Here is a 14,041-nt window from a genome sequence, read left to right on the forward strand (position 1 = left end):
GCGCAGACCGGCCCTTTGACTTAGTGGATTAATACAACGTGCTGGATAGAATTAAAGTCTGTTTCACCGAAAGCATCCAAACCCAGATCGCGGCGGCGGAAGCACTGCCGGACGCCATTTCCCGCGCTGCGATGACGCTGGTTCAATCCTTACTCAACGGCAACAAAATCCTGTGCTGCGGCAACGGCACCTCGGCAGCCAACGCGCAGCACTTCGCCGCCAGCATGATCAACCGTTTTGAAACCGAGCGCCCCAGCCTGCCGGCCATCGCTCTCAACGCCGACAACGTGGTGCTGACGGCAATCAGCAACGATCGGCTGCACGACGAAGTGTACGCCAAGCAGGTGCGTGCGCTCGGGCACACCGGCGACGTGCTGCTGGCGATTTCCACCCGCGGCAACAGCCGTGATATTGTGAAGGCGGTCGAGGCGGCCGTGACGCGCGATATGACCATCGTCGCACTTACCGGCTACGACGGCGGCGAGCTGGCCGGGCTGCTCGGCCAGCAGGATGTCGAAATCCGCATCCCGTCGCACCGCAGCTCGCGCATTCAGGAAATGCATATGCTGACCGTAAACTGCCTGTGCGACCTGATAGACAATACGTTATTCCCCCACCAGGACGATTAAGGAACTGAGATGAAGCTAAAAGCCACATTTGCAGTGCTGTCCAGCGCCCTGCTGTTGCAAGGCTGTATCGCCGGCGTCGTCGTCGGCAGTGCGGCCGTCGCCACCAAAACCGCCACCGACCCGCGCAGCGTAGGGACCCAGGTGGATGACGGCACGCTGGAAGCCAGGGTCGAAAGCGCCCTGAGCAAAGACCAGCAGTTGAAGAAAGAGGCCCGAGTGGTCGCCACCGCCTATCAGGGCAAGGTGCTGTTGACCGGCCAGTCGCCTAACGCCGATCTTACCGCGCGCGCCAAGCAGATCGCCATGGGCGTGGAAGGCACGACCGAAGTGTATAACGAAATCCGTCAGGGCACGCCGGTCAGCCTGAGCACCGCGTCCTCCGACACCTGGATCACCACCAAGGTGCGTTCGCAGCTGCTCACCAGCGATACGGTGAAATCGTCCAACGTGAAGGTCACCACCGAAAACGGCGAAGTGTTCTTGCTGGGCCTGGTCACGCAGCAGGAAGGGCAGTCGGCGGCGCAGATCGCCAGCCAGGTCAGCGGCGTGAAGCACGTCACGACCGCCTTTACCTACGTGAAATAATCCGCCTGGCGGGAGCGGCACCGTGCCGTTCCCGCCCGTTTAATCCAGCTTGTTCTCGCGTAAAAACGCTTCCCCGCCCAGTTGCCGCATCTGCCGCATGATCCACTGTTGACGCTGCACCACATAGCCGGACGGCGCATCGGCCCTAAAGCGATGCGGATTCGGCAATACCGCTGCCAGCAGCGCCGCTTCGGCCGCGCTCAGGCGCTTGGCCGGCTTATGGAAAAAGCGCTGTGAAGCCTCTTCCACGCCGAATACCCCATCGCCGAACTCGACGATGTTCAGATACACCGTCAGAATGCGCCGCTTGGTCCACACCAATTCGATGCCGGACGTCAGCCCGGCCTCCAATCCTTTGCGCAGCCAGCTGCGGCCATCCCACAAAAACAGGTTCTTGGCGGTTTGCTGCGACAGCGTGGACGCGCCACGGATGCGCGTCGGGCGCTTCTCATTGTGGCTGAGCGCCTTTTCAATGGCCGCCACGTCGAAGCCCCAATGGTCTGGAAACTTCTGATCTTCCGCCGCCATCACCGCCAGCGCCATTTGCGGCGAGATGTCGTCCATCGACACCCAGTCCGAATGGGCGACATAGCCGAAGTCGCCGCTCAGCCAGGCGCTGACCTGCCGTTCCACCATCACGGCGGAAAACGGCACCGGCAGGAAGGCGAAGAGCACAATGCCCAACGCCCACAGGCCGATAATCGCGATGACGCCGCGCTTCAGCCAATACCACGGGCGCAGCCGCCGCCATCCGACGAGCGATTTTCTCATTCAGCCAGTTCCAGCACCCGCGCCACCAGCTTATCGATGCCCAGGGCCGCCTGCGCGATAGACGGCGCCAGCATATAGGCCGGCGTGGTCACGATCTTATGTTCGCTGTCCACCACGATGTCGTCCACCGGGCAAATCACCGGTTCGCCGCCCATGGCGTCAATCACTTCCCCCAGATCCGGATCGTTGCCAATGGTCAGCCGCGCTTGTTGATCCAGCAGTTTCGGCAACAGCGCCGGCGCGATGCACATCAGGCCAATTGGTTTGTTGGCCTTATGCATCTCGCGCGTCAGGCGCGCCAAATCTTCATCGACCCAACATTCCGCGCCGGCTTCGGCGAAATTGCTGAGGTTCTTGGCGGCGCCAAAGCCGCCGGGCACGATCAGCGCATCCAGCTGCGCGGCCTCCGCCAGCGCCAGCGGCTGCACCGCACCGCGGGCAATGCGCGCCGATTCAATCAGAACATTGCGCGACTCCGCCATCTCCTCACCAGATAAGTGATTAATAACATGGCGTTGTGGTTTATCAGGCGCCAAGCACACCGCCTGGGCGCCGGCACGATCCAACGCCAGCAGCGTCAGCACCGCTTCATGGATCTCCGTACCGTCATAAACGCCGCTGCCGCTGAGGACTACACCCACCTTTTTCATCACTCTTACTCCTGTCGCTGCTGTCAACTGGTTCGTGCTCGGAGTTGACAAACACTAATCTACATCACACATTTTAATGAATCTTCTAACAAGAGCGCTTACATTTGCTATGTTGTTGGCTGTATGATGTTTAGGAATTCGCAACAACCTGCTCGACCAGAACACTGAAACCAATACGCAGGTTCACAATTTCCCTGGTGTTGGCGCAATATTCGCGCACCCCGGCTTAGGTCGGGGTCATTTTTTTTCAGCGTTCTCAACCCAAGCCCGCAGTACCTGCACGTCGTTGCGCCACTCTTGTTTCAGCTCATCCACCCAATCCTGCACGTTATCCCACCAGGCCGGCAGCGTCGGCGTTTGAATCTGCTGCGCCAGCTGCTGCAGATGGCGCAGACCGACCGAACCGGCGGCGCCCTTGATCTTATGCCCTTCCTCAGTGATGCCTTTCTGATCGCGCGCCGTCATGTTGGAGTCCAGCACCGCCAGATAGCCCGGCATCATCTGTTCGAACATCTCCAGACTTTGGTGGATCAGCTGCGGGCCAACCAGATCCATGTACTGTTCCAGCATCGCGGTATCGAGTAACGACTCATTAATCTGCATCGCCTTGTGCTCCGTTTTCTTTGAAGTGTGAGAAGGTTGATGATCCCAATAGTGTTTGATGACCTTGGTCAGCGCCGGCACCGACAGCGGCTTGCTCAGCACATCGTCCATGCCCGCCTCGAGATACTCTTTTTTGTCTTTCAGCACGTTGGCGGTCAGGGCCACCAGCGGCGGCAGCGCCTGCCCGGCATAGCGCTCGCGCAGCGCCCGGGCGATGTCCAGCCCGGTCATGTCCGGCAGTTGGATGTCCAGCAGCACCAGATCGAACTCGTCCGGATCGAACATCGCCAGCGCGTCGTGGCCGTTCATCGCCACGTCGACGCTGTTGCCCAGCTTCTCCAGCACCGAGCGCGCCACGATCACGTTCAGTTCGATATCTTCCACCAGCAGGATGTGCAGCGCCGGCAACGGCAGCGCCTCTTCCTCCGGCGCCGCGCTGACGGCTTCCTGCACCGCCGGCGCCTTGATGGTTAAGGTAAAGCAAGAACCGTGCCCTTGTTCGCTGCGCACGGTGATGTCGCCGCCCATGCTCTGCGCCAGCCGCTTGGAGACCGCCAGCCCGATGCCGGTGCCGGTGGCCGGGCGGCCGCCGCGCTGATCTTTCACCTGGTAATACATGGCGAAGATCTTGTCCTGCTCGTCCTGCGGGATGCCCATGCCCGAATCTTCCACCTCGAACACCAGCTTCTCCTGCGCCTCGCGCCGCACGCGCACCACAATTTGCCCCTGCTGGGTAAATTTCACCGCGTTGCCGATCAGATTCCACAGGATCTGCCGCAGGCGGGTGCCGTCGGTCACGATCTGCTGCGGCAGCGGCGTCTGCGGCTCCATGACGAACTGCAGCCCTTTCGGCTGCGCCAGCAGGCCCGAGAGGTTCTCCAAATCCGCCAGGAAACCGGTGAAGTCCACCGGCTGGTTGTCGAGCTGCACCTTGCGCCGCTCGAGCTTGTCCATTTCGATAATGTCGTTGAAGATATTGCCGAGGGTGATGGCGCTGACGTGGATGGTCTTCAGGTATTTCAGCTGCTCGTCGTTCAGCTCAGTATCGAGCAGAATGCGGCTCAGGCCGACGATGCCGTTAAGCGGCGTACGCAGCTCGTGGCTGATGGTGGAGATAAAGGTAGTCTTCTCCCTGCTGGCGTTCTCCAGCGCGTCCTGGTAGCGCTTACGCTCGGTAATATCGCGGCCGAAGCCCATCAGCCCGTGGCGTTTGCCCACCCGGTCGTAAAACGGCACCTTGCGCAGCTCGAAACAGGCCTTGCGGCCGTCGGGATACACCAGCCACTGTTCGTAGGTCAGCGAAACGTTGTGGCGGAACACCTTCTCGTCGGTTTCGATCACCTTTTCGGCGATCTCCTGGCCGTAGACGTCGAACGGCGTCAGGCCGATCAATTGCTTCTCGCTCTTGCCGGTCAACAGCTCCATCGCGCGGTTGCAGCCGGAAAACTCTTTGTCTTCGTTGCGGTAGTAGACCAGATCCGGCGAGGCATCGAGGAAGGAACGCAGCAGCGCCGATTGCTGGCCCAGCTCAATCTGCGCCTGCTCGCGCTGCTCCATCTCTTCCGTCAGCTTTTCCATCACCTGCAGGCGCTCTTCTTCCGCTTTGATACGGTCGGCGATCTCCTGATTCAGCTGGCTGATATTGTCTTTGAGCTGCTGATTGAGCTCCAGATCGCGGTGGCGCATCTCTTCCAGCTTGTCCACCAGCCGCGCCAGCCGTTGGCGCGACTCTTCCAACTGTTCCACCACCACCGAGAGAAAATAGACCGCCCACGGGGTGATCAACAGGCCGAAGAAGATCGAACGCACCACGTCGATGCTTTCCACTTCGCCGCGCAGCAGCATGGTCACCGCCATCTGTACCACCATCGCCAGCACCACCAGCGCCGAGGCCAGCAGCAGCGAGAAGCGCACCAACCCCAGTTTCACCATTAAATCAACGTAGTACTGGGCCAACACCCGGATTTGCTTCATAGCGGCTCCCATCAGACACAATCTTTTGAATCATACCGTAAAACAGCGGTGAGATAAGGCGGCAAACGCCGAAGTGTGGCAAAGATTGCACTTCAGAGCGGCATGCCAGGGCGGTAGCGCCACTTTTCATCCAGCGCGCTGCCCTGCCCGCCGTGCCGTTGCAGATAAGCGCCGACCGCCTGCATGCCGCTCCAGCGGTTTTCGCACCACAGCGGCGCCAGCAGCGTCGGCCGGCGGGCGCTGGCGGAAAGGCGGTGGTACACCACCTCGCCCGGCGTATGGCGGATCATCTCCCCGGCGCTGGCGGCGTAATCCTCCAGCGCCAGTTCGGGCAACCGCCCGGCCTGCCACGCCCGCGCCAGGATACTGCCGGTGACGACGTGCAGCGGGTGCAGCTTGATGCCGTCGACGCCGGTCTGCGTCACCCGCTGCAGCGTGAGCAGATGATCGCGCTGGGTTTCTCCCGGCAGCCCGACGATCAGATGGCAGCACACCTTCAGCCCGCGCTGCCGGGCCAGCCGCGCAGTCTGCTGATAACAGCGAAAATCATGGCCGCGGTTGATGCGCTTCAGTGTTTTATCGTGCGCCGTCTGCAGCCCCAGCTCCAGCCACACCTCATAGCCTTGCTCGCGGTAGCCCGTCAGCAGATCCAGCGCGGCGGCCGGCACGCAGTCCGGCCGGGTGCCGACGCACAGGCCGACCATGGCGCTCTGCGCCAACGCCTGCCGATACATCGCCTCCAGCCGTTCAACCTCCGCATAGGTGCTGGTATAGGCCTGGAAATAGGCCAGATAGCGCCGCGCCCGATCGACCCGCGCGGCCTGCTGCGCCAGCTGTTCGGCGATGCTCTGCCGCTGCATCGCCTCATCGGCGAACGAGGCGACGTTGCAGAACGTACAGCCGCCGCGCCCCAACGTGCCGTCGCGGTTAGGGCAGCCGAATCCGCCGTGCAGCGTGAGTTTATGGATCTTTTCGCCATAGCGGCGCTGGAGATCCGCGCCAAACATATTGACTAATTGCGGCAACTGCATAATCTTGGTGGTTCTCTGTGTTCAAAGCCGCGATGCTAATAAGAAACGGCTTTTCCCGCGATGACAGAAATCAACGCTTTCCCCGCAAGGCGCCACCAAGCATAACTATTCATCATAAATGCAAATCAATTCACTATAATTCTGATGAATTATTCTAATCGTCACGCAACCGTTAACGGCAATATGACAACACGGTGAAAAATAGTCATAAACATCAGCAAAGCAATATTTTATAGAATAAAACTCTGGCATTACCCCTCGCACTAGCATGGTGCAGAGATTAAGGGGTTGCACTATAGTGAGACAGCTCACACTTCTGAGTGGATCGGCGTTGCCCCATGATAGTGCAAAAATGCATTAAAACACTTATTTTTCAAATAAATAAACATCATCAATTCGATAAGAATCTATCTTAAGCCCACATTTGACCTGCGAATTCTTTCTCGCTAAGTTGGAAGTCCGCTGGAAGCTTTCTGGACGGGCAAACGTCTCGTCATATTTATGCAGTAATTGAAGACTCCCTCTTAAAACAAGTTCTATACCACTTGTGAGACCGTCACGAGAGGCCATTGATGGAGGGCGGAAAAGCAGATTGGCGGGGTTAACTTGCTGATTGGACTTCTGCCTGAAATTGGGAAGCCCCCTCGCAGTAGGTTGTGAGAGTCACGCAGAGCCTGGGGAGGTTCACGATATGTTGTACGATAAATCCCAAGAGAGGGACAACTGTGGTTTCGGCCTGATCGCCCACATAGAAGGCGAACCTAGCCACAAGGTGGTGCGCACCGCCATTCACGCGCTGGCCCGCATGCAGCACCGCGGCGCGATCCTCGCCGACGGCAAGACCGGCGACGGCTGCGGCCTGTTGCTGCAAAAACCCGATCGCTTCTTCCGCATGGTGGCGGAAGAGCGCGGCTGGCGTTTGGCCAAAAACTACGCCGTCGGCATGATGTTCCTCAGCCAGAATGAAGAGGAAGCGCGCCTCAGCCGCCGCATCGTGGAAGAAGAGCTGCAAAACGAAACGTTATCGATCGTCGGCTGGCGTGAAGTGCCGACCAACCCGGACGTGCTGGGTGAAATCGCCCTCTCCTCCCTGCCGCGCATCGAGCAAATCTTCGTTAACGCCCCGGCCGGCTGGCGCCCGCGCGATATGGAGCGCCGCCTGTTCGTGGCGCGCCGCCGCATCGAGAAACGGGTGCAGGATGACAGTTTCTACGTCTGCAGCTTCTCCAACCTGGTGACGATCTATAAAGGCCTGTGCATGCCTGCGGATCTGCCGCGCTTCTATCTCGATCTGGCGGACCTGCGCCTGGAATCGGCCATTTGCCTGTTCCACCAGCGCTTTTCCACCAACACCGTGCCGCGCTGGCCGCTGGCTCAGCCGTTCCGCTACCTGGCGCACAACGGCGAAATCAACACCATCACCGGCAACCGCCAGTGGGCGCGCGCCCGTACCTATAAATTCCAAACGCCGCTGATCCCGGATCTGCAGGCCGCCGCACCGTTCGTCAACGAAACCGGCTCCGACTCCAGCTCGCTGGACAACATGCTGGAGCTGCTGCTGGCGGGCGGGATGGATCTCATCCGCGCCATGCGCTTGCTGGTGCCGCCGGCCTGGCAGAACAACCCGGACATGGACGGCGATCTGCGCGCCTTCTTCGACTTCAACTCGATGCACATGGAGCCGTGGGACGGCCCGGCCGGCATCGTGATGTCCGACGGCCGCTACGCCGCCTGTAACCTCGATCGCAACGGCCTGCGGCCGGCGCGCTATGTGATCACCAAAGACAAGCTGATCACCTGCGCCTCCGAAGTCGGCATCTGGGATTACCAGCCGGATGAAGTGGTGGAAAAAGGCCGCGTCGGCCCCGGCGAGCTGATGGTGATCGACACCCGCAGCGGCCGCATCCTGCACTCGGCGGAAACCGACAACGATCTGAAAAGCCGCCATCCGTATAAAGAGTGGATGGAGAAAAACGTCAAACGCCTGGTGCCGTTCGAAGATCTGCCGGACGATCAGGTCGGCAGCCGCGAGCTCGACGACGCGCAGCTCGAAACCTACCAGAAACAGTTCGGCTACAGCAGTGAAGAGCTGGATCAGGTGATCCGCGTGCTAGGCGAAATTGGCCAGGAAGCCACCGGCTCGATGGGCGACGATACCCCGTTCGCCGTGCTTTCAAGCCGGCCGCGCATCGTTTACGACTACTTCCGCCAGCAGTTCGCGCAGGTCACCAACCCGCCGATCGATCCGCTGCGCGAAGCGCACGTCATGTCGCTGGCCACCAGCATCGGCCGTGAAATGAACGTGTTCTGCGAAGCCGAAGGCCAGGCGCACCGCCTGAGCTTCAAATCACCGATCCTGCTGTACTCCGATTTCAAACAGCTCACCACGCTGGAAGGCGAATACTATCGCGCCGAGACGCTCGATCTGACCTTCGACCCGCAACAGCAGGATCTGGAGCAGACCATTCGCGCCCTGTGCGACGAAGCGGAACGCAAGGTGCGCGAAGGTGCAGTGCTGTTGGTGCTGTCCGACCGCGCCATCGCGCCCGGCCGCCTGCCGGTACCGGCCCCAATGGCCGTTGGCGCCGTGCAAACCCGGCTGGTGGAGAAAAGCCTGCGCTGCGACGCCAACCTGATCGTTGAAACCGCCAGCGCCCGCGATCCGCACCACTTCGCCGTGCTGCTCGGCTTCGGCGCGACCGCCATCTACCCGTATCTGGCCTATGAAACCCTGGCCAAGCTGGTGGACAGCCAGGCGATCGACAAGAAATACCGCGACGTGATGCTGAACTACCGCAACGGCATCAACAAAGGCCTGTACAAGATCATGTCCAAAATGGGCATCTCGACCATCGCCTCTTACCGCTGTTCCAAGCTGTTCGAAGCGGTCGGCCTGCACCGCGATCTGGCGGATCTGTGCTTCCAGGGCGTGGTCAGCCGCATCGGCGGCGCCAGCTTCAGCGACTTCCAGCAGGATCTGCAGAACCTCTCCAAGCGCGCCTGGCTGAAACGCAAACCGCTGGAGCAAGGCGGCCTGCTGAAGTTCGTGCACGGCGGCGAATACCATGCTTACAACCCGGACGTGGTGAACTCGCTGCAAAAAGCGGTGCACAGCGGCGAGTACAGCGACTACCAGGCCTACGCCAAGCTGGTGAACGAGCGGCCGGTCGCCATGCTGCGCGATCTGCTGGCCATCACGCCGAAAGGCGAACCGATCCCGGTCGATCAGGTTGAACCGGCGGAGTCGCTGTTCAAACGCTTCGACACGGCGGCGATGTCGATCGGCGCGTTGAGCCCGGAAGCGCACGAGTCGCTGGCGATCGCCATGAACGGCCTCGGCGGCTTCTCCAACTCCGGCGAAGGCGGCGAAGATCCGGCGCGCTACCGCACCAACAAGGTGTCGCGCATCAAACAGGTGGCCTCCGGCCGCTTCGGCGTCACGCCGGCCTACCTGGTGAACGCCGACGTGATCCAGATTAAGGTGGCGCAAGGCGCCAAACCGGGCGAAGGCGGCCAGCTGCCGGGCGACAAAGTCACCCCGTACATCGCCAGGCTGCGTTACTCGGTGCCGGGCGTGACGTTGATCTCCCCGCCGCCGCACCACGACATCTACTCGATCGAAGATCTGGCGCAGCTGATCTTCGATCTGAAGCAGGTCAACCCGAAGGCGGTGATCTCGGTGAAACTGGTGTCCGAGCCGGGCGTTGGCACCATCGCCACCGGCGTGGCGAAAGCCTATGCCGATCTGATCACCATCGCCGGTTACGACGGCGGCACCGGCGCCAGCCCGCTGTCCTCGGTGAAATATGCCGGCTGCCCATGGGAACTGGGCCTGGTGGAAACCCAGCAGGCGCTGGTGGCCAACGGCCTGCGCCACAAGATCCGCCTGCAGGTGGACGGCGGCCTGAAAACCGGCGTGGACATCGTCAAAGCGGCGATCCTGGGCGCGGAAAGCTTCGGCTTCGGCACCGGGCCGATGGTGGCGCTGGGCTGCAAATACCTGCGCATCTGCCACCTCAACAACTGCGCGACCGGCGTTGCGACTCAGGACGACAAGCTGCGCCGCGATCACTACCACGGCCTGCCGGAACGCGTGACGAATTACTTCCAGTTTATCGCGCGTGAGACCCGCGAGATCATGGCCCAGCTGGGCGTGAGCCAGCTGGTGGATCTGATCGGCCGCACCGAGTTCCTGACCGAGCTGGACGGCATTTCCGCCAAGCAGAACAAGCTGGATCTGTCGCCGTTGCTGACAACCGCCACGCCGCATCCGGGCAAAGCGGTGTACTGTACCGAAAGCAGCAACCCGGCGTTCGACAAGGGTCTGCTGAACAAAGAGTTGCTGGCGCAGGCGCAGCCGTACATCGAAGCGAAGCAAGGTAAAACCTTCTACTTCGACATTCGCAACACCGACCGCTCCGTGGGCGCCATGCTGTCCGGCGCGATCGCCAACGTACACGGCGATCAGGGGATGGCAGGCGATCCGATCAAGGCGCACTTCTCCGGCACCGCCGGGCAGAGCTTCGGCGTCTGGAACGCCGGCGGCGTCGAGCTGACCCTGACCGGCGACGCCAACGACTATGTCGGCAAAGGCATGGCCGGCGGCAGCATCGCGGTGCGCCCGCCGATCGGTTCCGCCTTCCGCAGCCATGAAGCCAGCATCGTCGGCAACACCTGCCTGTACGGCGCCACCGGTGGCAAGCTGTTCGCCGCCGGCCGCGCGGGCGAACGTTTCGCGGTGCGCAACTCCGGCGCCATCACCGTGGTGGAAGGCATCGGCGACAACGGCTGCGAATACATGACCGGCGGCATCGTCTGCGTGCTGGGTAAAACCGGCATCAACTTCGGCGCCGGCATGACCGGCGGCTTCGCCTACGTGCTGGACGAAGACGGCGAGTTCCGCAAGCGCGTGAACCCGGAGCTGGTGGAAGTGCTGGATGTCGATCAGCTGGCGATCCATGAGGAGCACCTGCGCGGCCTGATCACCGAACACGTGCAGGCGACCGGCTCTTCCCGCGCGGAAGAGATCCTGGCCAACTGGCCGGAGTGGGCGCCGAAGTTCGCCCTGGTCAAACCGAAGTCCAGCGATGTCAAAGCGCTGTTGGGTCACCGTAGCCGTTCCGCAGCCGAGCTGCGGGTGCAGGCGCAGTAAGAGGTAGGTCATTAATGAGCCAGAACGTTTATCAATTTATCGACCTGCAGCGTGTTGATCCGCCAAAGAAACCGCTGAAGATCCGCAAAATCGAGTTCGTCGAGATCTACGAACCGTTTTCGGAAACCCAGGCCAAGGCCCAGGCGGACCGCTGTCTGTCCTGCGGCAACCCGTACTGCGAGTGGAAGTGCCCGGTGCACAACTACATCCCGAACTGGCTGAAACTGGCCAATGAAGGCCGCATCATGGAAGCGGCGGACCTGGCGCATCAGACCAACAGCCTGCCGGAAGTGTGCGGCCGCGTATGCCCGCAGGATCGCCTGTGCGAAGGCTCCTGCACCCTGAACGACGAGTTCGGTGCGGTCACCATCGGCAATATCGAGCGCTACATCAGCGATAAGGCCATCGAAATGGGCTGGAAGCCGGACATGTCGCACGTGCAGCCGACCGGCAAACGCGTGGCGATCGTCGGTGCCGGCCCCGCCGGGCTGGCCTGCGCCGACGTGCTGACCCGCAATGGCGTCAAGGCGGTCGTATACGATCGTCATCCGGAGATCGGCGGCCTGCTGACCTTCGGCATCCCGGCTTTCAAGCTGGAAAAGGAAGTGATGGTCAAACGCCGCGGCATCTTCAGCGAGATGGGCATCGAGTTCCAGTTGAACACCGAAGTGGGTAAAGACGTCAGCATGGAGACCTTGCTGAGCGAGTACGATGCGGTGTTCCTCGGCGTCGGCACCTATCAGTCGATGCGCGGCGGCCTGGAGAATGAGGAGGCGCAGGGCGTGTACGACGCGCTGCCGTTCCTGATCGCCAACACCAAGCAGCTGATGGGGTATGAAACCGAGCAGCACGAGCCTTACGTCAGCATGGAAGGCAAACGGGTGGTGGTGCTGGGCGGCGGCGATACCGCCATGGACTGCGTGCGTACCTCGGTGCGTCAGGGCGCAACGCAGGTCATCTGCGCCTACCGCCGCGACGAAGCCAACATGCCGGGCTCCAAGCGCGAAGTGAAGAACGCCCGGGAAGAAGGGGTGGACTTCCAGTTCAACCTGCAGCCGCTGAGCATCGAACTGAACAGCGCCGGCCGCGTGGCCGGAGTGAAAATGGTGCGCACTCAGCTGGGCGCGCCGGATGCCAACGGCCGTCAGACGGCGGAGCAGGTGCCAGGTTCCGAACACGTGATCGACGCGGATGCGGTGGTGATGGCGTTCGGTTTCCGCCCACACCGCATGGACTGGCTGGCGGCGCACGACGTGCAGCTGGATAAACAGGGCCGCATCCTGGCGCCGGAAGGCAGCGACAACGCGTTCCAAACCAGCAACCCGAAAATCTTCGCCGGTGGCGACGCGGTCCGTGGCTCCGACCTGGTGGTGACGGCGATCGCCGAAGGCCGCAAAGCGGCAGACGGCATCATGAACTACCTGGAAGTGTAAACCTTCCGTACCGCCAAAGGCCCGGCACATTGCCGGGCCTTTGTTTTAATCGGCCACGCTTTGTAACAACCTCCCCGCTCCTCACCGCCTCAACGCGCTATAGTATTGAGTTAGCACCATTGCGGGGCGCGGCTGCGCCTGACACCGAGATAAGGATAGCGAACATGAAATGCTCCATTTCCCTGTTGGCCGGCGCGCTGCTGGCCGTCAGTTTCAGCGCTTCAGCCATGGCGCTGGATTCGCAGGAGGTTGGTTACAATATCGAAGCGCGCGGCGCACGGCCGGTCGTGGCGCAGTTGGGCAAGGCCGGGCAGTTCGGCGCCGTGGAAAACAGCATCCGGCTGGGGGACGACAGCTGGATTGCCCTGGCGCCCAAGTTGGCCGGCGGCGGCAATGCCGGCTTTACCGCCGGCATCAAATCGGCCCTCTCCGCAGCCCTGATCTACAATCCGGCGGCGGTGTTGCAGGCGCTCAACAAAGGCAACGATCTGCCGCTCAATGACATTTGCACCGCCCCGCCGGAAGTGCAAGGCGATACCGCCATCACCAATTTCCGTGAGCGCGCAACCCACGCCCTATCTACCGTACGCGTAGGCGATCTCAGCGCGCCGCGCGACGCCTGCATTGCCGCGTTGAAAGGCTGACCCGCTTCTGCCGGGCAAAAAAAAGCACCCCCATGGGGTGCTTTTTCTTTTGTTCTCATGGGGTTATTTCACCACGCGCAGCGCCGGGCGGCCACCGCGCGGCGGCTGCGGCGGTTCGTCATCCGGACCGTTGTCTTCCGCGGTATCCGGGCGATCGCCGTCGATCACTGACATCAGGGTTTCCGAAGGGATCGTCTCATTGTCCAGACCTTCGAACACGCCTTCGCTCTCGTCGTAGGCGGCTTCCGGTTCGAACATCGTGCCGGCGCCGTTTTCACGCGCATAGATCGCCAGCACGGCGGCCATCGGCACCGAAACCTGACGCGGCACGCCGCCGAAGCGCGCGTTGAACTGCACGTCTTCGTTACCCAACGCCAGGTTGCCTACCGCGCGCGGCGCGATATTCAGCACGATCTGGCCGTCACGCGCGAACTCCATCGGCACCTGCACGTCCGGGCGGGTCACGTCGACCACCAGGTGCGGCGTCAGTTGGTTATCCAGCAGCCAGTCGTAGAACGCCCGCAGCAGATACGGGCGACGCGGCGTCATCTGAGACATGTCCATCGCGC

10 protein-coding genes are annotated in these 14,041 nt (G+C 61.5%); 5 read left to right on the forward strand and 5 right to left on the reverse strand.

Annotation, left to right across the window (positions count from 1 at the left end; translation table 11 throughout):
* The first annotated feature begins 38 nt into the window (after nt 1-38).
* Together diaA and dolP are read left to right on the forward strand one after the other, a co-directional pair.
* Nucleotides 39-629 (forward strand): DnaA initiator-associating protein DiaA, encoded by a 591-nt coding sequence (diaA, locus tag AC2CGQ_RS15465; RefSeq protein WP_004937103.1) that lies wholly within the window; start codon nt 39-41, stop codon nt 627-629.
* 9 nt (nt 630-638) lie between these two features.
* On the forward strand, nt 639-1,214 hold the full coding sequence (gene dolP / locus AC2CGQ_RS15470; RefSeq protein ID WP_021505102.1) for a division/outer membrane stress-associated lipid-binding lipoprotein: 576 nt from the start codon (nt 639-641) through the stop codon (nt 1,212-1,214).
* 39 nt (nt 1,215-1,253) lie between these two features.
* Here dolP and mtgA read toward each other — a convergent pair whose 3' ends face one another.
* From mtgA to mnmL, 4 genes are all read right to left on the reverse strand, one after another.
* Complete coding sequence (gene mtgA / locus AC2CGQ_RS15475; RefSeq protein WP_015379165.1) at nt 1,254-1,985, reverse strand: monofunctional biosynthetic peptidoglycan transglycosylase; 732 nt, start codon at nt 1,983-1,985, stop codon at nt 1,254-1,256.
* Entirely contained in the window at nt 1,982-2,635 is a 654-nt protein-coding gene (gene elbB, locus AC2CGQ_RS15480; protein WP_015379166.1) for an isoprenoid biosynthesis glyoxalase ElbB, read from the reverse strand. Before elbB ends, mtgA begins: the two co-directional genes overlap by 4 nt.
* A gap of 237 nt (nt 2,636-2,872) precedes the next feature.
* The gene (gene arcB / locus AC2CGQ_RS15485; protein WP_015379167.1) at nt 2,873-5,212 is read right to left on the reverse strand and encodes an aerobic respiration two-component sensor histidine kinase ArcB; all 2,340 of its coding nucleotides are present in this window, start codon (nt 5,210-5,212) and stop codon (nt 2,873-2,875) included.
* Nucleotides 5,213-5,304: 92 nt separating this feature from the next.
* Complete coding sequence (mnmL, locus tag AC2CGQ_RS15490; protein ID WP_075684998.1) at nt 5,305-6,243, reverse strand: tRNA modification radical SAM protein MnmL/YtqA; 939 nt, start codon at nt 6,241-6,243, stop codon at nt 5,305-5,307.
* A gap of 691 nt (nt 6,244-6,934) precedes the next feature.
* Here mnmL and gltB point away from each other — a divergent pair.
* The 3 genes from gltB (at nt 6,935) to AC2CGQ_RS15505 (ending at nt 13,472) form a co-directional block, all read left to right on the forward strand.
* Nucleotides 6,935-11,395 carry a glutamate synthase large subunit gene (gltB, locus tag AC2CGQ_RS15495; protein ID WP_015379169.1) on the forward strand — a complete coding sequence of 1,487 codons (4,461 nt, stop codon included), beginning with the start codon at nt 6,935-6,937 and terminating at the stop codon, nt 11,393-11,395.
* Nucleotides 11,396-11,409: 14 nt separating this feature from the next.
* The gene (locus AC2CGQ_RS15500; protein WP_015379170.1) at nt 11,410-12,828 is read left to right on the forward strand and encodes a glutamate synthase small subunit; all 1,419 of its coding nucleotides are present in this window, start codon (nt 11,410-11,412) and stop codon (nt 12,826-12,828) included.
* Nucleotides 12,829-12,992: 164 nt separating this feature from the next.
* Nucleotides 12,993-13,472 (forward strand): hypothetical protein, encoded by a 480-nt coding sequence (locus AC2CGQ_RS15505; protein WP_060560354.1) that lies wholly within the window; start codon nt 12,993-12,995, stop codon nt 13,470-13,472.
* Between the two features lie 63 nt (nt 13,473-13,535).
* Here AC2CGQ_RS15505 and sspB read toward each other — a convergent pair whose 3' ends face one another.
* Nucleotides 13,536-14,036 (reverse strand): ClpXP protease specificity-enhancing factor, encoded by a 501-nt coding sequence (gene sspB / locus AC2CGQ_RS15510; protein ID WP_004937084.1) that lies wholly within the window; start codon nt 14,034-14,036, stop codon nt 13,536-13,538.
* Between the last annotated feature and the right edge of the window lie 5 nt (nt 14,037-14,041).

It is taken from the genome of Serratia sp. DFXYC6 (genome assembly GCF_057196085.1).